This is a genomic window from Mesorhizobium sp. Ca11 (assembly GCF_020165275.1).
GTDB lineage: Bacteria > Pseudomonadota > Alphaproteobacteria > Rhizobiales > Rhizobiaceae > Mesorhizobium.
The window spans coordinates 1-19,726 of sequence record NZ_JAIUHU010000016.1 but is presented as its reverse complement, the minus strand read 5'-3'; the positions used below and the strand labels follow the sequence as shown (position 1 = coordinate 19,726).

Genomic DNA, 19,726 nt, shown 5'->3' with positions numbered 1-19,726 from the left:
AATCGCCGGTGTAGCAGGAAGAGCGCCGTCATTGACGCTTCCAATCTCCCCCCTTGCGGGAAAGATGCCCGGCAGGGCAGAGGGGGGTGCCTCGCACTGTCATTCGTTCGTCTTGGAGCCCGTCGGATGAGCGAAGCCAAGCCCGCAACAACAAGCGACGGCAACCCGCCCACGTTCCATCTTCCCGTCGCCGAGGAACAAGTCGAAGGTCTGCCGCCCGGTTTTGGCGAAGGCCTCGCCGGCAAGGCGGCCTTCCTGATTGCGGTCGCCTTTTCGGTCTTCCAGATCTACATCGCCGCTTATGGCAGCCTGCCCAGCCAGGTGGTGCGGGCCATGCATGTCGGCTTCCTGCTGCTGCTCGGTTTCGGCCTGATCGCCAATCTGCGCGCCAGGAGCGCCGCGGCGAAGGTGGGCTTCTGGGTGCTTGGCGTGCTGGGATTCGCCACCGGCCTCTACAATTGGTTCTTCTATGCCGACCTCATCCGCCGCTCCGGCTTCCTCACCACGCCGGACCTGATCGTCGGCGCGCTGCTGGTGGTGCTGGTCTTCGAAGCCGCCAGACGGCTGATGGGCCTGCCGCTGGCGGTCATCGCCTTCATCTTCCTCGCCTATTGCTTCGTTGGCAATCATTTGCCGCCGCCCTTCATCCATCGCGGTTATGATTTCGCGCAGCTTGTCGACACCTTCGCCTATGGCACAGAAGGCATATACGGCACGCCGGTCTATGTTTCGGCGGCCTATATCTTCATCTTCGTCGTCTTCGCCGCCTTCCTCGAACGGGCCGGCATGATCGCGCTGTTCAACGATTTCGCGCTCGGTCTCGTCGGTTCGTGGCGCGGCGGCCCGGCCCAGGTCTGCGTGCTGTCCTCGGCGCTGATGGGCACCATCTCCGGTTCGGGCGTCGCCAATGTCGTCGCCAGCGGCCAGTTCACCATCCCGCTGATGAAGCGCTTCGGCTTCCGCTCCGCCTTCGCCGGCGCGGTCGAGGCGACCTCCTCGATGGGCGGCCAGATTATGCCGCCGGTGATGGGAGCCGTCGCCTTCATCATGGCCGAGACCCTGAACGTCCCTTACGCCGAGGTGGTCAAGGCGGCGGTCATCCCGGCGCTGCTCTATTTCGGGGCCTGCTTCTGGCAGGTGCATCTGGAGGCCGGCAAGGCCGGCCTGCACGGCATGGCCAAGGCGGAGTTGCCCAATCCCTGGGAAGCGGTCAGGAAGCACTGGCCGCTCGTGCTGCCGCTCGCGGTGCTGGTCTATCTGTTGTTTGCCGGCTACACGCCGATCTTCGCCGGCACGATGGGCCTTGCGCTCACCATCGTGCTCATCCTCGGCACGCCGCTGGCAGCGTTGATCGGACCGCTTGCCTTTCGCTTCGTCTTCTGGCTGGCGCTCGGGCTTGCCGCGGCGTCCTTCATGCGCTTCGGCGTCAATGTGCTGAGCCTCGTCATCGCGGCGCTCGTCATCGCCTGCCTCGCCTTCAAGGGCGGACGCGAGACGCTGCGCATTTGCGTCGACTCGCTTGCCGAAGGAGCCAAGAACGCCCTGCCCGTCGGCGTCGCCTGCGCCATCGTCGGCATCGTCATCGGCACGCTGACGCTCACCGGCATCGCCTCCACCTTCATCGGTTGGATCATCTCCATCGGCGAGAACAATCTGTTCCTGTCGCTGGTGTTGACCATGCTCACCTGCCTGGTTCTCGGCATGGGTATTCCGACCATCCCGAATTACATCATCACCTCCTCGCTTGCCGGCCCGGCGCTGCTGTCGCTGGGCGTGCCGCTGGTGGTCAGCCACATGTTCGTCTTCTATTTCGGCATCATGGCGGACCTGACCCCGCCGGTGGCGCTCGCCGCCTTTGCCGCAGCACCCATGGCCAAGGAAAGCGGCCTCAAGATCGGCATCCAGGCGACCAAGCTCGCCATTGCCGGCTTCGTCGTGCCGTTCATGGCCGTCTACACGCCGGCGCTGATGCTGCAGGACGCCGGTCCCATCGCGGCGTCGTTCGGCTATCCCGTCGAGGTCGGCTATATCGTCATCAAGGCCTGCATGGGCATCGTGCTCTGGGGCGCCGCCGCCGTCGGCTTCCTCGCCCGCCGCATGGCCTGGTGGGAGCGTCTCGTCGCGTTCTGCGCCGGCCTGCTGCTGGTGGCCGCATTGCCGCTCACCGACGAGACCGGCTGGGCGCTGGCGTTTGTCTGGATCGGCTGGCACTGGTGGCGCGCCCGCCGGCTGTCCACGGCCGGGACCGCATGAGCCTGTGCATCCTCGCCGCCGGCAAGACGGTGACGCTTGCCGTCGCCGCCTTCACGCTGTCCTGGACGCATTCGGTGGAACGGACGCGCTGGCAGGAGGATTGGAAAGTGTTGCCGGCCGGGCTGCAGGTCGTCGAGGCGCGGGTCAAGGGCTCCGGCGCCGGCATGGAGCCGCCGGAGGGCTCGATGCTGCGCAGCGGCTGGTGGGTCTATGCGCCGCGGATCGGACCCCAGCCGCGCCTGGTGCTCGCGGCGTCCGGCGCCACCGGGAAGGGTTGGACGCTGTGCACGGCCGCCGGCTGCCGCGAATTGGGCGAGACGGCCGGCGAACCCACCGTGCTTGAACCGTGCGACGGCTCGAGCCAGCCGCGGTAGCGCACGATCAGCCCGGCGACCGGGTGCGATATCTCGACATGGAAGCGGAAGCGGCCGTCCTCGACGGTTTCGTACGCGGTCGAGCGCGGACAAAGCCACATCGGCAGCGGCAGGCCGAGAAAGCTCCAGCGGCGCAGCACGAGCGACAGGCGGTTCTTGCCCGCCACCAACGCCATGGCGAAGGTGAGCGGGCCGAAGCGCTCGCAAAGCAGCCGCTCCGATCGGCCACGCCCGGCAAACTGCCGGCTCGAAAAACCGTACGTTGCGAAAGTCCGCGTCCAGGTCTCACCGTGCCCGTCGGCAGCGAAACGCACCTTGACGGGGACATCGGCCGCGCCAGGTGGGAAGCCGGCCATGCGGGCGGCAAGCCGGCTAAGAATGCCGCCGCCGCGCTCCACGCTGGCGCGTCCGTCCGCCATCGCCGCTCCCTCATGCATGGCGCGGATTTCAGCCGGAAGGCTTTTCCACCCATCGCCGAGCAGATCGGCATAGAGCGCCTTCCCTTTGCCGGTCTCGTCCCTGAAGCCGGTGCAAATCGTCTTGCCGGCAAACAGCGTTTCATACTCCGTGAGCTCGACGTCGCGCACTGCCGCCCGGGCGCCCGGCGCGGGCATGCGGCCGTCGAGCGCCTTGCGGATGATCGACGCGACCGCCATGGACGGGATCAGCGGCCCGTCATCGCCCTCGGCCAACAGGTGCCAGGACCGTTTGATCGGCCTGCCGGCCTCGTCCACGCCGTCGACCTCGACGAACATGCCGCCGCGATGCTCGCCCCATGACAGCCTGTTGGTCGCCCAATGCATCAGCGGCGCCAGCGGCGATAGCGACCGCACCAGGCCAGCGCGGACCAGCCAAGCCAGGCCGATCAGCGCCCGGTGCAGCAGCTCGGGCACCGGGCCGGCGCCCATCCAGATCATCTTCGTTTCCGGCCACAATGCCTGCAGCGCGCGCAAATCCGGCACGTCGACCAGCGAGAACAGCGTGTTTCTCAACGGCACGCGCCCGGGCGGCGCGATCGTATAGCGCATCTGCTCGGTGAGCGGATAACCTTCGGCCGGTCTGCCGCCCCGCAGCATCTGCACCGGCCGGCCGGCATAGCTTGCAATGGCGCGGATGACGTTCTCGCCGACGCCGGCGAAGGGCGATGGCGCAATGCCGCCGCGGATGCCGTCGACACGCACCATGCCGGCCGAAAGGCGCCGCACGACCGCCGCCGTCAGCACAGGAAAGCTCGACACGCCGGAGAGCACCATCACGCCGGCCGCCTTAGCCGCCGCGTCGAAGGCTGATACCCCGGCGACGAAGTCCGAACCGTCGGCAAGGTCGAGATAGTGGATGCGCGCACCGATACAGGCTTGGACCAGCCGGTAGCGCCCCTCGCCATAGGCCTGGAACGGACCGCTGGCGTCGACCACGATGTCGGGCAGCATGCCGGCGAGTTGCGCGGCAAGGTCGCCGTCGCGGTCGAATGCCGTCGGCACAAGCCTGGCCTCGGTCGCGCCCCGTCCTTTGCAGTAAGCCTCGGCCTTGGCGAGCGACCGGCCGGCGATGATGAGCTCGAGGCGTGGCTCGTTCTCCAGCAATCGGACGATGCGTCCGCCGAAGGTGCCGTAGCCGCCGACAATGAGAAGCTTCATGCCTTGCCCCAAGCCTGCCGTAACCGCCGTCAGCCGATCAATCGCTCCCGCAACTCGGCCGAGGGTATCTCGCAAGTGTCTTTCCGGCCGAACAACGCGTAGCGGTTCTTGGCGACGCGGTCATAAAGCCAGTCGCGCAGGGGCCGCGGCAGGATGAGCAGCGCCTTCGCGGAGCGCCATGGCCAGCCGAGCGCGTCCATGACGGCGACGAAACTGTCGAGCTTGGTGAAGGCCGCGCCGTCGATGATGGCGAGGTTGCTGTCGTAGTCGTCGGTCGGCAGGCCGTGCTCGCGAAACAGCGCCTCGCCGAGCGGCGACTGCGCGGTGGCGAAGCGGAAACGTCTTTTCCGGTCGAGCTTGAGGATGAGCTGAACGAAGCCCGAGCAGAACACGCAGACGCCGTCGAACACGATCAGCGGCTGGCGGGCGTCATAGGCCCGGCGCGGCAAGATGGGACGTTCGGGCAGGTCGGTCATGGCGGCCCCGGCTGCTTGTGACCCCCTTACGCTGTACCAAGGGGACACTAAGCTAGGGGAGACACTAAGGCAGCCGGCGGCGGCGTCAAAGTCGCGGCGTTGTCGCACGCCAGTTGCCGGCGAGCGTCAACCGCTCGGCGCGATAGGTGGTGGCGCGCTGGTCGGCGGCCGGCCGGCAGATGCGGCCATGGTGGGCTCGTTCGCGGGTCATGATCAGTTCACGCCGACGCCCAGCGAGTTGCCGCGGCGCGCGCAGGCCGGCCCTGGGCCGCGCATGTAATAGCGCTCCGGCCGATAGGTCGGCGCGACGAATTCGCGAATGGCTGCGGCATAGCCGGCGATGTGATTCCAGAAGTTCATTTTACCTGGTCCCTGTCCCGCTTTCGGATGTCCCGTCCGAATTGTTCGAGAGCATAGCGTCGAGGCGTGAATAGTCGGTGAACGTGATGTTAATTTCTGGTCCGAAACACGTTGCTTCGTGGCGGGATTGCGGCTGATTCGGGGTCTTTCGGCGCCTTTCGTCGCGATTCCGCTCCGTGTGACTTTTGCATCACATATGTTTCGTTCCGATGTCGCTTGCGCGCGCATCTGTTTCACGTTTGCCCGGCGACAGGAAATTTCCTTTCGCGCGTCCGGGCGGGCAGGAACCTGTCCCGGAACACGACGTTGACACCGCAAGGCCGGGGGCGAACCGGCCGTGTTGGCGGCCCTCTGCCGCGCAACTTCCCGACAATGCGAAACATGGAAAGGCAACCGCCATGGGCTTCTTTTCGAAAGACATCAAGACGCTGGACGACCTCTTCATCCACACGCTGCGCGACATCTATTATGCCGAGAAGCAGATCGAGAAATCGCTGCCGAAAATGATCGACAAGGCGACCGATCCGCAATTGAAGGGCGGCTTCGAGAAGCATCTCGCGCAGACCAAGGGTCACATCGAGCGGGTCGAGCAGGTGTTCGAGCTGCACGGCGTCAAGGCCAAGACCGTCAATTGCCCGGCCATCGACGGCATCCTCGCGGAGGCTGACGAAGTCAGCGGCGATGTCGACGACAAGGAGGTTCTGGATGCCGCGCTGATCGCCTCCGCCCAGGCCGTCGAGCACTATGAGATAACGCGCTACGGCACGCTGATCGCCTGGGCCAAGCAGCTCGGCCGCAGCGACTGCGCCAACGTGCTGGCCAAGAACCTCAAGGAAGAAGAGGCGACGGACCGCAAGCTCACCGAAATCGCGGAAAGCAAGGTCAACCTGCAGGCCGCCGAATAGCAGGCTGCGTGGCCAGCCCGCCCGGAACCCAAGCGAACCCCTGTCCGTTGCGATTGAAACCGCATCGCGCAGGAGTTCGCAATGGCACCACGCCCGGCTTGGAAGGGCTATCTCAAACTGTCGCTGGTCACATGCGCCATCGAGCTCACCAACGTCGTGACCCAGGCCGAGAAGGTCTCTTTCCGCATCCTCAACCGCAAGACCGGCAACACCGTCAAGCGCATCTATGTCGATGCGGGCACCGGCAAGCCGCTTGAAGAGGGCGACGAGGTCAAGGGCTATGAGGTGAGCGACGGCGACTTCGTCCATATCGAGGAGGACGAGATCGAGGCGGTGCAGATCGAATCCTCGCACACGATGAGCCTCGACGGCTTCGTCGAGAAATCCTCGATCGAGCAGATCTACCTCGACACGCCCTACTATGTTTCCCCGGCGGACGAAGTGTCGCAAGAAGCCTTCGCCGTCATCCGCGACGCGATGGCGGCCAGGAAGATGGCGGGGCTTGCGCGCATCGTGCTTTATCGGCGCGAGCGGCCGGTGGCGATCGAGCCGCTCGGCAAGGGCATGGTGCTGACCACCTTGCGCTACGACGACACGGTGCGCCGGCCGGCGACGGTGTTCGAGGACATCGCAGCGGCGAAGACCGACAAGGAGATGATCGACCTGGCCCAGCACATCATCGACGGCAAGAAGACGAAGTTCGACCCGTCGAAATTCGACGACCGCTACGAGGAGGCGCTGCTCGAGCTGATCCGCGCCAAGAAGGCGGGCAAGAAGGCGCCCAAGGCCAAGGCGCAGCCAAAGCCGTCCAATGTGGTCAACCTGTTCGATGCGTTGAAGAAGAGCCTGAACGCGGAAGGCGGCGGCAAAGCCGGCAAGGCCACATCGAAAGCGGCGGCCGGGAAAAGCAAGAGCAAGGCCGCGCCAAAACGCAAATCCGCATAGGAGGATGGCGGCATGGCCGGCCTCGAGCAGTATCACGCCAAGCGCGACTTCAAGAAGACCGCCGAGCCGGCCGGCAAGGTCGGCAGGCAAAAGCAAGGCGGCGGCATCTTCGTCGTCCAGAAGCATGCCGCCACGCGGCTCCATTATGATTTCCGGCTTGAGCATGACGGCGTCTTGTGGAGCTGGGCGGTGACGCGCGGCCCGAGCCTCGATCCGCATGAGAAGCGGCTGGCCGTGCATGTTGAGGATCACCCGATCGACTACGCGTCTTTTGAAGGCACCATTCCGAAGGGCCAATATGGCGGCGGCTCGGTGATCGTCTGGGACGAAGGCAAGTGGACGCCGGATGGCGATCCGGCCAAGGGCATGAAGAAGGGCCATATCGACTTCGAGCTCGAGGGCCACAAGCTCAACGGCCGCTGGCATCTGGTCAGGCTGCGGCCCCGCCCGGGCGAGAAGCGCGACAACTGGCTGCTGATCAAATCCGACGATGCCGCCGCCCGGCCCGGCGAGGATGTTCTCGAGGAGGAACCGAAATCGGTGAAGTCGGGCCTGACCATCGAGGAGGTGGGCGAAGGCAAGACCGCCAGGGGGCAGACACCGAAAGTCTGGCAATCCAACAGGCCGGCTGCCGCCAAGACCAAAGCCGGGCCTGGCAAGCGTCTCGAATTCATCGAGCCGCAGCTGGCGACGCTGGAAAAGGATGCGCCCGCCGGCGAGGACTGGCTGCATGAAGTCAAATTCGACGGCTACCGCATGCAGGCGCAGATCGCCGGCAGCGAGGTCAGGCTGCTCACCCGCGCCGGTCTCGACTGGACGGACAAATTCGATGGTCCTGTCACCGCTGCGCTTGCAAGGCTGAAATGCCGCGACGCCATCATCGACGGCGAGATCGTGGTTTTGGCCGACAGCGGCGTGTCGTCCTTCCCGTTGCTGCAGGCGGATCTGTCGGCCCGACGCGCCGACCGCTTCGTCTACTATGTCTTCGACCTGATGCGGCTCGACGGCAGGGATCTGCGCCGCGAACCCTTGGTCGAACGCAAGCAGGCGCTGGCAGAGCTGCTGGGCCAGCAGCCCGACCATTCGGCGCTGCGCTTCAGCGATCATTTCCACGAGCCGGGAAAGGTCATGCTGCAGCATGTCTGCCGCATGGGCCTGGAAGGCGTGGTGTCGAAACGCGCCGACGCGCCCTACCGCAGTGGGCGGGGGCTCTCCTGGATCAAATCCAAATGCACGCTGCGCCAGGAATTCGTCATCGGCGGCTATCTGCCCTCGGACAAGACCGGGCGCGGCCTGCGCTCGCTGCTGGTCGGCTTCAACGAAGGCGGCAAGCTGCACTATGCCGGCCGTGTCGGCACCGGCTTTTCCGGCAAGGTGATGACGGATTTGAAGAAGAAGCTCGACGGCCTCAAGGCGACGGCCTCGCCGTTCTCGGCCGCCGTGCCCAAGGGCAAGGGCCTCACCTTCGTCAAGCCGGAACTTGTCGGCGAGGTGGAGTTCCGCAGCTGGACTTCCGACCGTATAATCCGGCACGCCTCGTTCCAGGGGTTGCGCGAGGACAAGCCGGCGGAGGAAGTCGTGCAGGAACAGCCGAAGAAGGCCGAAACCGGGGCGAAGCCGGGTGCAAAGACCGCACCGAAACCCTCGGCCGGAACGGCGAAGACCTCGATCAAGCTCTCGCATCCCGACAAGCTGCTATGGCCCGACGAAAAGGTTTCCAAGCGGGACCTGCTCGATCATTACGCGCTGGTCTGGCCGCGCATGGCAGAATTCGTCGTCAACCGGCCGCTGAGCCTGGTGCGGGCACCGGACGGCATCCACGGCCAGCGCTTCTTCCAGAAACACGCCTCGCCCGGCATGAGCGACAAGATCGCCAGGATGAAGGACCCGACCGATGGCGAGGAGATACTGTTCATCAAGGATTTCGACGGGCTGGCCGCGCTTGTCCAGTACGGCGTGGTCGAGGTGCACATCTGGGGCTCGACGATCGATAAGCTGGAAAAGCCGGACCAGATCATCTTCGATCTCGATCCCGATGAAGGCGTCGATGTCGGCCGCGTGCGCGAGGCGGCGCTCGACATCCACGAGCAGCTCAACGAGCTGTCGCTGCCGAACCTGGTCAAGACCTCAGGCGGCAAGGGTTATCACGTGCTGGTGCCGCTGAAACCCTCGGCGGAGTGGGACGAGGTCAAGGATTTCGCCCATGACTTCGCCCGCGCGCTCGAGCAGGCCGCGCCCGACCGCTACACGGCGACGCTGTCGAAGAAGGCGCGCACCGGCAAGATCTTCGTCGACTATCTGCGCAACGGCAGGGGCTCGACCACCGTCGCGCCCTATTCCTCGCGCGCCAAGAAGGGCGCGACGATATCGATGCCGGCGACCTGGCCGGAGATAAAGAAGGGCCTGGCGCCGAATGCGTTCCCGCTTGGGGATAAGACGACGCTGAACGAGCTGAAGAAGGCCGACCCGTGGAAGGAGTTCTTCAAGCTGGGGAAGCCACTGAAGCGGGGGTAGGTTTGCGTGGACGGCAGAGCCGGCAAAGCCGCGATCCTTCGCGCCCCCCTCTGGCCTGCCGGCCATCTCCCCCTCTAGGGGGGAGATTAATCGCTCAGCCGGTTTCGCCAATCTCCAACTTGCAAGAATGGCGGAGCGCCAGAACTGCCAATCTCCCCCCTTGAGGGGGAGATGGCCGGCAGGCCAGAGGGGGGCGCCTCGCGCCAACATTGCGAAGGTATCGCTTGCGCGTGACCCTACGCCAGAAACACCCGCTCAAACTCCTGCTTGCCCGTCGGCGAGAACACCACGGCGCGGCTGTCCTTTTCGCGCCGCGCCCATTTCTCGGCGATGATCTTGTCGAGGATGGCCGCACCAAGCGTGCCGGCGAGGTGCGATCGCCGCACGCTCCAGTCGAGGCAGGCGCGGCAAACCGGCCGCCGCGCCTTGACACCGGTCTCAATGCCGAGCGCGGAAAAATGCGCGGCCCCGGACGGCGAGAGCCTGATCTGGTTGTCGCCGCGCAGCAAAAGCTTCCTGTCGAGCAGCCGGTCGAGCATCGCCACCGCCTGCTCGCCGGCCAGGTGATCGTAGCAGACCCTCGCCACGCGCATGGCCGCGTCGCGCGGTCCCGGCCGCACACGCTTCGGGCCGACCGCTTCGGCGACGCCGATGATCGCCTCGATCATGCCGGCCACCTGCGCGCCGGCGAGACCGTAATAGCGGTGTCGGCCCTGGCTGGCCAAAGTCAGCAAGCCGCCATCCATCAGCTTCGACAGATGCGAGGAAGCGGTGGGCAGCGACACACCCGCTTCCAGCGCCAGTTCCGACGCGGTCAGCGCCGTACCGCCCATGAGAGCGTTGAGCATGTTGGCGCGGGCCGGGTCGCCGACCAGGCTGGCGATGCGGGCGATGTCGGGTCCTTCACGCATGGTTCGATCCTCATCGAAGCATTCCTGTCAGGGAAGCACTATTCTGCGGTCGGCTCAAGCAGCGCGGCAAACTCTCCTGACAGGAGAATGCCTAGCACAAAGGCACAAGCGATGTTTCGACCGCGGTCGAACCGTCGTCGTCCAAAATCAGCCGACGAGGAGACCGACATGACCATCACCTGCTTTATCCGCTACGAGATCGACCCGTTCGGCAAGGCGGCCTTCGAGCAATATGCGCGGGCCTGGGGCCAGGCCATTCCGCGCTGCGGCGCCGACCTGATCGGCTATTACGCCCCGCATGAAGGCTCGGCCACCACGGCCTATGCCGCCTACAACATCGAGAGCCTCGCGGCCTATGAAGGCTATCGCGCCCGGCTTGCCGCCGACCCGGCGGGCAAGGCAAATTACGAATTTGCCAGGCGCGAGAAATTCATCTTGAAGGAAGATCGCGTCTTCCTGAAGCTGGTGTCGGGGCCGCATGGGCCGAGACAGGTCTTTCGCACCGACGTGGTTGTCAAGGAGGGGGTCGAGACATGATCGCTGTCATCTTCGAGGTGGAGCCGGCGGAAGGCGAGCGCGATGCCTATCTCGGCACCGCCGCCGAGCTTAAGCCGCTGCTCGAGAGCATAGACGGCTTCATCTCGGTCGAGCGCTTCCAGAGCCTGACCGACCCCAGGCGGGTTCTGTCGCTGTCCTTCTGGCGCGACGAGGAAGCGGTGAAAGCCTGGCGCAACACCGAGGAGCACCGGCAGGCGCAGAAAGCCGGGCGCGGCGGCATCTTTGCCGGCTACCGTCTGCGCATCGCCCATGTCATGCGCGACTATGGGATGGAGGAAAGGGCCGAGGCGCCGCAGGATAGCCGCGAGGTGAATGGGTGAAGCGCGCTTCCCTTCTCCCCTTGTGGGAGAAGGTGGATCGGCGCGCAAGCGCCGAGACGGATGAGGGGTGTTCCAGCGGAGTGAGACGCTTGCTTTCCCTGGAGCACCCCTCATCCGTCGCCTTCGGCGACACCTTCTCCCACAAGGGGAGAAGGAGAGCGCCGGCGCTACGCATTGCCGATCAGCACGCCCGCCCCGAACACCAGCGCGCCGCCCAGCACCACCTGGAAGGCGGCGCGCCAGAAGGGGGTCTGCATGTAGCGGTTCTGGACGAAAGCGATCGCCCAGAGCTCGAAGAACACCACCACCGCCGCCACGGCAGTGGCCGTCCAGAAATGCGGGATCAGGTAGGGCAGCGCGTGGCCGAGACCGCCCAGCGAAGTCATCAGGCCGACCGTCAGCCCGCGCTTGATTGGCGAACCGCGCCCCGACAGTTTGCCGTCGTCAGAGGCGACCTCGGTGAAACCCATCGAGATGCCGGCGCCGATCGAGGCGGCGAGGCCGACCAGAAGCGTCTGCCAGGTGTCGTGCGTGGCGAACGCCGCGGCGAAGATCGGCGCCAGCGTCGACACAGAGCCGTCCATCAGCCCGGCCAGCCCGGGCTGCACATAGGTGAGGATGAACTGGCGCTGCTCGGCCGTCGCCTCCTCCACCTTGACGGTTCCCGGCACATGCTGCTGCTCCAATTCATGCGCCGAGCTTTCATGACCCTGCTCGGCCGCGGCGAGGTCATTGAGCAGCTTGCGCGTCGAGGCGTCGGTGGTGCGCTTGGCCGCCTCGACATAGAAGCGATAGGCCTGCCGCTCCATTTCCTCGGCCTGCCGCCGCACATGCTCGATGCCGAGCGGCCTCACCAGCCAGTCCGGCTTGCGCTCGAAATAGCCTTTCACATGCTCGCGCCGGATCAGCGGGATGCGCTCGCCGAAGCGCTTGCGGTGAAGCTCGATGAGCGAATCGCGATGGCCGTCCTCTTCCTCGGCCATCGCCTCGAACACTTTTGCCGAGTGCGGAAAGTCCTGTGCCAGGCCATCGGCATAAGCGCGGTAGATGCGTCCGTCATCCTCCTCGGAAGAGATCGCCAGCGCCAGGATCTCCTGCTCCGAAAGCGAATCGAAGGAACGGCGGCCGAAGCCGAAAACACGGGAAAGCATGATGGGATCACTCTAGTTTAGAATTGTTCTAAACTATGATCTTGGCAGTTGAAGGTCAATTGCCAACGGCGCGGGCTGCGGGCGCGCGAACGCTGATCGCGCGAGGCCAAACCCTTCATTATTGCCGAATGTTTGCCTATATAACTGACCGCCACCGAAATTGAAGGACGCCCGGCATGACGGACAAGAAGCCCCCGCACGCATTTGACGCCAAGCCGGTTCTCGATCTCATCGTCAGCATCGAGGCCGACCTGCAGCGCCTGAAAGGTCTTGTCGAGGAACAGCTCGATAAATTCGACCCCGCCAATCCGCACAACAAGACGCCGGACGGCAAGCTGACCGAGGAAGGCGCCGAGTGCTGCTACCGCATGTTCGACGAAGGCAAGTCGCGCTACACGGTTTCGCAGCAGATGAAGATATCCTTCGCCGCCGCCACCCACCGCTTCAACTCCTGGCGCAAGCTGGGCGGCAGCAAAAGGACGAAGACGCTGCTGGGGTGAACCTGCGCTTTCGTCATCCTCGGGCTTGACCCGAGGATCCATGCCGTGACTTCTGCCGTAGAATGCGGCGGTGCAGAACAATCGTTCCAAATTCGCTGTGAACGGCGACCCGATTCTGGTCCGCTTTCGCGCGTCACGGACGTCACGGCATGGATTCCAGGGTCTGCGCGCGTCGCTCCGCTCCTTGCTCCGCCCTGGAATGACGAAGGTGACAGCCGCTGGCGCATCTTCCAAAAGCTTGTCTCCATGACATTTTTTCGTTGGCGCGACGCCTCGGTTTGCGTGCACCATGACGGGGCTCATCCCGCGAGGCTCATCATGCTCACCCTGCCCGGCATCTCCGACATCCGCGCCGCCGCCGAGCGGCTTTCCGGCCTGATCGTCGAAACGCCGCTCATCGAATCGCCCGAGCTCAACGAGCGCTATGGCGGCCGCATTCTGTTCAAGCCCGAGACGCTGCAGCGAACCGGCTCCTTCAAGATTCGCGGCGCCTATAACAAGCTGTCTACCCTGAGCGAGGAAGAGCGCGGCCGGGGCGTCGTCGCCTTCTCCTCCGGCAACCACGCGCAAGGCGTGGCGGCCTCGGCCGCCATGTTCGGCGCCAAGGCGGTGATCGCCATGCCGGCCGATGCGCCGGCGCTCAAGGTCGGCAATGTCCGCAAGATGGGCGCCGAAGTGGTGCCGTTCGACCGTTACAAGGACGACCGCATGACGGTCGTTCGCCCCTATATCGAAAGGGGCATGGCGCTGGTGCCGCCCTTCGACGATCCGGCGATCATCGCCGGCCAGGGCACGATCGGCCTGGAACTGATCAAGCAGGCGAAAGCGCTTGGCGCAGCGCTCGACGCCGTCGTCGTTCCTTGCGGCGGCGGCGGCCTGTCGAGCGGCATTTCCGTCGCGGTCAAGGACGCTTCGCCGAGCACGCAAGTTTGGGCGGTCGAGCCCGAGCATTTCGACGACACGCGCCGCTCGCTGGCCAAGGGCGAGCGGGTCGCGAACGAGCCCGGCCACAGCTCGATCTGCGATGCGCTGCTCACCGCCGAGCCGGGCGCCATCACCTTCGAGATCAACCGCCGGAATCTCGCCGGCGCCATCGCCGTCTCCGACAAGGCCGCCGCCCAGGCGATGCGTGACGCGATGGCCTATCTCAAGCTGGTGGTCGAGCCCGGTGGCTGCGTCGCTTTTGCCGCGCTGTCATCCGGCGAGATCGACCTTGCCGGCAAATGCGTCGCCGTGGTGCTCTCCGGCGGCAATGTCGATTTCGGCACCTATGCGGAGATCATGGCGGCGGCATAGAGGCGCGGCCTGCACGCGAGAATCGTTGTGATCCTTCGCGCCCCCCTCTGTCCTGCCGGACATCTCCCCCACAAAGGGGGGAGATTGGCAGTTTCGGCGCCTCGCCATCTCTGCAACGTTTGAGGTTGGCGACGGTCGGCGAGGCGTCCGATCTCCCCCCTTGTGGGGGAGATGGCCGGCAGGCCAGAGGGGGGCGCTGTCCCGCCAGCCTTAGGCTTTTGTGCGCAAGATTTTCCGTGATCTCAATCCAGCGTTCGCCTGAAGCGCACCAGCGCTACCCCGGCAAACAATGCCACGAACACGACCAGCCAGCCGACTTCCGTCGCCACCGCCGGCAGCTCCGCCCCTTTCAGCATGACGGCGCGGGTGATGCGCAGAAAATGGGTCAGCGGGAAGATCTCGCCAAAGGTCTGCGCCCAGCCCGGCATGCCGCGATAGGGGAACATGAAGCCCGACAGCATGATCGAGGGCAGGAAGAAGAAGAAGGTGAGCTGCAGCGCCTGCATCTGCGTGCGCGCGATCGTCGAGATCGTGTAGCCGAGCAGCACCAGCGACAGCACGAACACCAGCACGGTCGACAGCAGCAGCGACAGCGACCCCATGAAGGGAATGGCAAACAGAAGCTTCGCTGCCGCCAGCACCACCACCACCTGCACTGCGCCCACCACCAGGTAGGGCAGCACCTTGCCCATCATGATCTCGAGCGGGCTCGACGGCATGGCCAGCAGGTTTTCCATCGTGCCGCGCTCGGTCTCGCGCGTCAGCGCGATCGAAGTCATCATCACCATCGTCATCTGCAGGATGACGCCGAGCAGGCCGGGAACGATGTTGTATTGCGAGATGCCCTCGGGATTGTAGCGCCGGTGCACGATGACATCGAGCTGGCCGCGCGCCGCCTCCTTGGCCGTTTCCTTCGTGCCCTGTGCCCTGAGCAGCGCCTGGCCTGCCACGGTGCTCAGCGTCGAGATCGCGCCGCTGGCCACCGCCGGGTCGGTGGCGTCGGCCTCGATCAGGATCTGCGGGTTGTCGCCGCGCTCGACGCGGCGGGCGAAATCGGCGGGGATGGTGACGACGAAGGAGACGTCGCCGCGCGCCATCAGGAACTCGGCTTCGGCCGCACTTTGCGCGACATGGTCGAAGCGGTAGTAGCCGGTGGTCTGCAGCGCCGAGACCATGGCCCGCGTGTAGGGATCGCTGCTGGTCGCCACCAGCGCGGCCGGCAGGCTCTTCGGGTCGTTGTTGATCGCATAGCCGAACAGCACCAGCTGGATCAGCGGCACCCCCAGCATCATGGCGAAGGTGATGCGGTCGCGCCGCATCTGGATGAATTCCTTGATGAGCAGCGCGCCCAGCCTGGCGAAGGAGAAGACCGCTTTCATGCCATATTGTCCTTCGAGCCGGCCATGAACTGGATGAACACATCCTCGAGGCTGGTCTCGCCTGGCTTCACGGTGACGCCCTTGTGTTCCTTCTCGATGTCGGCCAGCGCCTTTTCGAGCGCCGCCTTGTCGGAGCCGACGACATGCAGCGTCGCGCCGAACGGCGCCACCTGGTCGACGCCGGGCCTGCCCTGCAGCGCCTCTGCCACTTGGTCGAGCCGAGGCCCCTGCAAGACGAAAGTGGTCAGCCCGGCATTCTTCACCACCTCGTCCACGGTGCCGGTGGCGAGCATCTTGCCGTAGGAGATGTAGCTGATGCGGTGGCAGCGCTCGGCCTCATCCATATAGTGGGTGGAGACGAGCACGGTCAGCCCGCCGCCGGCAAGGCGATGGATCTCGTCCCAGAACTCGCGCCGGGCCTTCGGATCGACGCCGGCCGTCGGCTCGTCGAGCAGCAGCAGCTTCGGCTCGTGCATGATGCAGGCGGCCAAAGCCAGCCGCTGCTTCCAGCCGCCGGAAAGCGTGCCGGCCAGCTGGTTGCGGCGGCTGGCCAGGCCGAGATCCTGAAGCGTGCGCGAGACATACTCCTCGACCGGCCTCAGCCGGTAGAGCCGCGCCACGAATTCGAGGTTCTCGCCGATCGTCAAATCCTCGTAGAATGAGAATTTCTGCGTCATGTAGCCGACTTCGCGCTTGATCTTGAGCGCGTCGGTGCGGATGTCGAAGCCCAGCACCGTGCCGTCGCCTTCGTCCGGCGTCAAAAGTCCGCACATGATACGGATGGTCGTCGTCTTGCCCGAGCCGTTCGGCCCGAGGAAGCCGACGATCTCGCCTTCGGCGACCGTCATCGTCACATGGTCGACGACGGTCTTGTCGCCGAAGCGCTTGACCAGGCCGCGAACGTCGATGGCGTTCATTGCCCGAGATCCGCAAGATCGACATCGACGATCTGACCGGGCTGCAGTGGTCCCGCATCGCCCTCCGGCCGCGCCTCGACGAGATAGACCAGCTTCTGCCGGTTCTCCAGCGAGTAGATCACCGGCGGCGTGAATTCGGGGTCGGGCGAGACATAGCTGACGCGCGCCTTCAGTCCCGTCCCGCAGCCGTCGCAACGGACGTTGAGCTCGGTGCCGACCTTGACCGCCGAGAACGCGCTTTCGGGCACATAGACGCTGAGCTTCACGGCGCCGTCCGGCAGCATCGAGATCACCGGCGCGGTCGGCCCGGCTGTGTCGCCTGGATTGCGGATGACGTCGTTGACGCGGCCAGGCGAGGGCGCCGCCAGCACCCGCTTCGACAGCCGCCACTCGGCCTGCTCAAGGGTCGACCGCGCCTGCTTGACCTGGTTGTCGGCGGCCTTGATGGTCTCGGCCCGCGCCGGCAGATTGCCGACGGCGAGATTGGCTTCCGCCTGGCCGACCTGGGCATTGGCGGTCTCCAGCGAAGCCGAGGCGGTGTCGTAGTCAGCCTGGGTGCCGGTGCCGCGCTTGTAGAGGTCGCTGGCGCGGTCGTATTTGCGCTTGGCGTCGGCCGCCTGGGCCTTGGCCATGTCGACCTCGGCCTTGAGCACGGCGATTTCCTCGGGGCGCTTGCCGACCTGCAGATCGGCAAGCTGCGCCTGCGCCTGCGCAAGTGCTGCTTTAGCCTGCGCAACCTCGATCTTGGCGTCGGCGTCTTCCAGCGTCGCCACCGCCATGCCGTTCTCAACGCGGTCGCCGCGCCGAACCGACACCGTCGCCACCTGGGCCACTTCGATCGGCGCCATCAGCACATATTCGCCTTCGACATAGCCGACGGCCAAAGGTGCGGCCGGCGCGCAGGCGCCGAACAATTGGGCCGCGAGCGGCAGCGAACAGAGAAAGCTCATGATTTGCCCTTCTTGCCGGCGGCGGCCCCCCGCGCGGCCAGCATTGCCCGGAGATTGTCGGTTGCGACCGCCACCACCTTGGCGGCCTCTTCATTGCCGATGTCGCGCCAGCCCATCCGGCGCATCACCGCCTCGCGGCCGATGCGGAAATAGATGACCTGGCCGATCATGGTGAAGACGGTAAGCTTGGTCGCTTCGCTCTCGGCCGGCTCGCCGGTCGCCTGTTCCCAGATCTGGCACAGCCGCCGGTGCGTCGGCTCGAACACGCCGGCATAGATGCGGTCGAGCGCGGCCGTCGGATGCGAGAGCTCGCGAAGTACGAATTGTACGATCTCGCCGGCCTGCGGACTGGCCACGATGAAACCCACCATCCGCTCGAGCGCCGCGAAAAGCTGCGCTCGGGCTGCTTCCGGGTCCAGGGGAGCCGTTGCTTGCACGCCGCCCAGCGCCTGGCCGGCAATTCCCTGGATGGTGTCGACGATGAAGTCGGCAGCGGCGGCGCGCAGGCCCTCCTTGCCGCCGAAATGATAGGCGATGGAACCGATATTGGCCTTGGCCTCGGCCGCGATCTCCCGCGTCGAGGTGCCGTCGAAACCCTTTCGCCCGAACAGCCTGAGCGCCGCGTGGACAAGCGCCGCGCGCGTTTGATCGGCGGTGCCGACCTCGCGCTGCGGCCTTCTTGCGATTGATCGTTTGTTCATACCTACACTTTAATCAATCGATTGATTAAAGTCAAATTTGGGCTCGACTCGGCTTGCCTTCCTGGCCCTCACAGGCTTTAGTGCCCGGCCATGAGCAAGGAAGTCGAGCGCAAATTCCTGGTCTCCAGTCCCGCCTGGCGCGATGAGGTCGAGGCGAAAATCCGCATTCGTCAATTCTATGTCGCCGCGCAGCCCGGCCGCACGGTGCGGGTGCGCATCAGCGACGGGCGCTCAGCCAAGCTGACGCTGAAGTTTGGCGACAGGGCGCGCGAGCGCGACGAATTCGAATATTCGATCCCGCTTGCCGAGGCCGAGGAATTGATGGCGTTCGCCGTCGGACGTGTCATCGAGAAGACACGCCACCATGTTAGACACCGCGGCTATCTCTATGAAGTCGATGTTTTCGGCGGCAAGCTCGCGGGGCTGGTGATCGCGGAGCTGGAGACGCCGGAGGACGTATCTGACGAAATGCTGCCCGACTGGCTCGGTCGCGAGGTCACCGGCGAGTCGAGGTTTTACAACGCGTCGCTGGCCCTCGGGGGGATTCCGGAGATCGCCGCATGAGCTTCCGCATCGATCCGCGCTTGCCGCTGACCGGCGAGGTCAGGCGCATATTGGCCGACGAGATCGGCAAGGCAGTCGCTCATCTCGAGATGGCGCGCGAGAAACCGGAGCAGGGACTGCACAAATGCCGCAAGCGGCTGAAAAGCGTGCGCGCCTTGCTACGCCTGGTTCGTTCCGGGGACGAACCGTTCTGCCAGACCGAGAACGAATGTTATAAGCAGGTGTCGGCGCTGCTGGCCGGCCCGCGCGAGGCGACCGCCTTGATCGAGACCGTCGACCGCTTGGCCGATGCCTTTCCGGAACAATCGGCAGGCGGCGGTCTCGACCCCGTGCGCGAGCGGCTGGTGCTGCGCCAGCACGAGCTCCACGCCGGTCCGAGCCTCGACGCGGCCATCAATGCGGCGATCGCCGCATGCCGGGAAGGCCTGGAGCGCATCGACAGGCTGACTTTGCCCGACCAGCCGGAGCAGGCGGCCGATATATTGGCCGACGGCGCCCGCGCCACCTTGCGGCGGGCGAAGAAGGCCCTGGACAAGGCGGAATCACGCGGCGCGGCCGACGATTTTCACGACCTGCGCAAGGCGGCAAAGACCCACGCCATGCATCTGTCGCTGCTCGGCCGCCTTTGGCCGACGCCGATCAAGGGCCGCCGCAAGGCGGTCGACAGGCTCGGCGAGCAGCTCGGCGAATTGCACGACGTCTTCGTCATCTGCGCCCTGCTCGACGCCGAAGGCGAGCCGCTCGGCCCCGCCGACGAGACGAAGCTTCTGCGCAAGCTTCTGAAACGTGCCGAAAAGAGCCTGACCAAGGCCTGCCTTGCCGATGCCGCCGAGCTGTTCGGCGACAGCCCCAAGCGCTCGGCCAAGAGATTGGCCCGCAAGGCGCGCGATGATCTCGCCGGACCGCAGGAAGAAGCAAAGGCGGCTTAGCGCCGCGCCTCTCCTTCTCCCCTTGTGAGGGCTTTGCACGGGAGAGTGAATTCTGTTTGTTGGGCTAATGAGGCGTTTTTTGAAGG

Annotated in this window: 20 protein-coding genes and 1 pseudogene; 11 read left to right on the top strand and 10 right to left on the bottom strand. The window is 65.4% G+C overall.

Annotated features, from left to right (window positions below):
- Positions 1-126: 126 nt before the first annotated feature.
- Both LB538_RS23785 and LB538_RS23780 read left to right on the top strand, forming a co-directional pair.
- The gene (locus LB538_RS23785) at positions 127-2,253 is read left to right on the top strand and encodes a TRAP transporter permease (protein WP_224526170.1); all 2,127 of its coding nucleotides are present in this window, start codon (positions 127-129) and stop codon (positions 2,251-2,253) included.
- Positions 2,250-2,627, top strand: a complete 378-nt coding sequence (locus LB538_RS23780) for a DUF1850 domain-containing protein (protein WP_224526172.1) — start codon at positions 2,250-2,252, stop codon at positions 2,625-2,627. Before LB538_RS23785 ends, LB538_RS23780 begins: the two co-directional genes overlap by 4 nt.
- Before the next feature lie 44 nt (positions 2,628-2,671).
- Here LB538_RS23780 and LB538_RS23775 read toward each other — a convergent pair.
- The 4 genes and pseudogenes from LB538_RS23775 to LB538_RS23765 form a co-directional block, all read right to left on the bottom strand.
- Positions 2,672-4,264: pseudogene (locus LB538_RS23775) on the bottom strand (DUF4166 domain-containing protein); the annotation flags it as partial.
- A gap of 29 nt (positions 4,265-4,293) precedes the next feature.
- Positions 4,294-4,740 (bottom strand): thiol-disulfide oxidoreductase DCC family protein, encoded by a 447-nt coding sequence (locus LB538_RS23770; RefSeq protein WP_224526174.1) that lies wholly within the window; start codon positions 4,738-4,740, stop codon positions 4,294-4,296.
- A gap of 85 nt (positions 4,741-4,825) precedes the next feature.
- The gene (locus tag LB538_RS29205) at positions 4,826-4,951 is read right to left on the bottom strand and encodes a hypothetical protein (protein WP_263481806.1); all 126 of its coding nucleotides are present in this window, start codon (positions 4,949-4,951) and stop codon (positions 4,826-4,828) included.
- Between the two features lie 2 nt (positions 4,952-4,953).
- On the bottom strand, positions 4,954-5,100 hold the full coding sequence (locus LB538_RS23765) for a hypothetical protein (protein WP_095770181.1): 147 nt from the start codon (positions 5,098-5,100) through the stop codon (positions 4,954-4,956).
- A gap of 398 nt (positions 5,101-5,498) precedes the next feature.
- Between LB538_RS23765 and LB538_RS23760 the strand changes: the two genes are divergently transcribed.
- The 3 genes from LB538_RS23760 to ligD all read left to right on the top strand — a co-directional run bounded on the left by LB538_RS23760 (position 5,499) and on the right by ligD (position 9,464).
- Complete coding sequence (locus tag LB538_RS23760; protein WP_095770182.1) at positions 5,499-6,005, top strand: ferritin-like domain-containing protein; 507 nt, start codon at positions 5,499-5,501, stop codon at positions 6,003-6,005.
- An 81-nt stretch (positions 6,006-6,086) separates the two neighbouring features.
- Complete coding sequence (locus LB538_RS23755; RefSeq protein ID WP_224526179.1) at positions 6,087-6,950, top strand: Ku protein; 864 nt, start codon at positions 6,087-6,089, stop codon at positions 6,948-6,950.
- Between the two features lie 12 nt (positions 6,951-6,962).
- The gene (gene ligD / locus LB538_RS23750; RefSeq protein WP_224526181.1) at positions 6,963-9,464 is read left to right on the top strand and encodes a DNA ligase D; all 2,502 of its coding nucleotides are present in this window, start codon (positions 6,963-6,965) and stop codon (positions 9,462-9,464) included.
- Between the two features lie 236 nt (positions 9,465-9,700).
- On the opposite strand, the gene LB538_RS23745 is transcribed toward ligD, so the two are convergent.
- Complete coding sequence (locus LB538_RS23745) at positions 9,701-10,375, bottom strand: ArsR/SmtB family transcription factor (RefSeq protein ID WP_224526183.1); 675 nt, start codon at positions 10,373-10,375, stop codon at positions 9,701-9,703.
- Positions 10,376-10,543: 168 nt separating this feature from the next.
- Between LB538_RS23745 and LB538_RS23740 the strand changes: the two genes are divergently transcribed.
- Positions 10,544-10,912 (top strand): NIPSNAP family protein, encoded by a 369-nt coding sequence (locus LB538_RS23740; RefSeq protein WP_224526185.1) that lies wholly within the window; start codon positions 10,544-10,546, stop codon positions 10,910-10,912.
- Positions 10,909-11,253, top strand: coding sequence for an antibiotic biosynthesis monooxygenase family protein (locus tag LB538_RS23735; protein WP_224526188.1), 345 nt, complete (start codon positions 10,909-10,911; stop codon positions 11,251-11,253). Before LB538_RS23740 ends, LB538_RS23735 begins: the two co-directional genes overlap by 4 nt.
- 167 nt (positions 11,254-11,420) lie before the next feature.
- On the opposite strand, the gene mbfA is transcribed toward LB538_RS23735, so the two are convergent.
- Complete coding sequence (mbfA, locus tag LB538_RS23730) at positions 11,421-12,404, bottom strand: iron exporter MbfA (protein WP_224526190.1); 984 nt, start codon at positions 12,402-12,404, stop codon at positions 11,421-11,423.
- Between the two features lie 176 nt (positions 12,405-12,580).
- Between mbfA and LB538_RS23725 the strand changes: the two genes are divergently transcribed.
- Both LB538_RS23725 and LB538_RS23720 read left to right on the top strand, forming a co-directional pair.
- Complete coding sequence (locus LB538_RS23725) at positions 12,581-12,904, top strand: hypothetical protein (RefSeq protein WP_224526192.1); 324 nt, start codon at positions 12,581-12,583, stop codon at positions 12,902-12,904.
- A 318-nt stretch (positions 12,905-13,222) separates the two neighbouring features.
- Complete coding sequence (locus LB538_RS23720; RefSeq protein WP_224526194.1) at positions 13,223-14,200, top strand: threonine/serine dehydratase; 978 nt, start codon at positions 13,223-13,225, stop codon at positions 14,198-14,200.
- Between the two features lie 242 nt (positions 14,201-14,442).
- Here the strand turns inward: LB538_RS23720 and LB538_RS23715 are convergent, their stop codons facing one another.
- Genes LB538_RS23715 through LB538_RS23700 form a run of 4 tightly spaced genes read right to left on the bottom strand, consistent with a single transcriptional unit; the run spans position 14,443 to position 18,147 of the window.
- Positions 14,443-15,579: an ABC transporter permease gene (locus tag LB538_RS23715; protein WP_224526195.1), complete on the bottom strand. Its 1,137-nt coding sequence runs from the start codon at positions 15,577-15,579 to the stop codon at positions 14,443-14,445.
- Positions 15,576-16,496, bottom strand: a complete 921-nt coding sequence (locus tag LB538_RS23710) for an ABC transporter ATP-binding protein (protein WP_224526197.1) — start codon at positions 16,494-16,496, stop codon at positions 15,576-15,578. The genes LB538_RS23715 and LB538_RS23710 overlap by 4 nt, the downstream gene beginning before the upstream one ends.
- Entirely contained in the window at positions 16,493-17,446 is a 954-nt protein-coding gene (locus tag LB538_RS23705; RefSeq protein WP_224526199.1) for an HlyD family secretion protein, read from the bottom strand. Before LB538_RS23705 ends, LB538_RS23710 begins: the two co-directional genes overlap by 4 nt.
- Positions 17,443-18,147 carry a CerR family C-terminal domain-containing protein gene (locus LB538_RS23700; RefSeq protein WP_224526201.1) on the bottom strand — a complete coding sequence of 235 codons (705 nt, stop codon included), beginning with the start codon at positions 18,145-18,147 and terminating at the stop codon, positions 17,443-17,445. Before LB538_RS23700 ends, LB538_RS23705 begins: the two co-directional genes overlap by 4 nt.
- Before the next feature lie 90 nt (positions 18,148-18,237).
- Between LB538_RS23700 and LB538_RS23695 the strand changes: the two genes are divergently transcribed.
- Positions 18,238-18,711, top strand: a complete 474-nt coding sequence (locus tag LB538_RS23695; protein WP_095770118.1) for a CYTH domain-containing protein — start codon at positions 18,238-18,240, stop codon at positions 18,709-18,711.
- Entirely contained in the window at positions 18,708-19,640 is a 933-nt protein-coding gene (locus tag LB538_RS23690) for a CHAD domain-containing protein (protein WP_224526204.1), read from the top strand. The genes LB538_RS23695 and LB538_RS23690 overlap by 4 nt, the downstream gene beginning before the upstream one ends.
- Positions 19,641-19,726 lie beyond the last annotated feature (86 nt).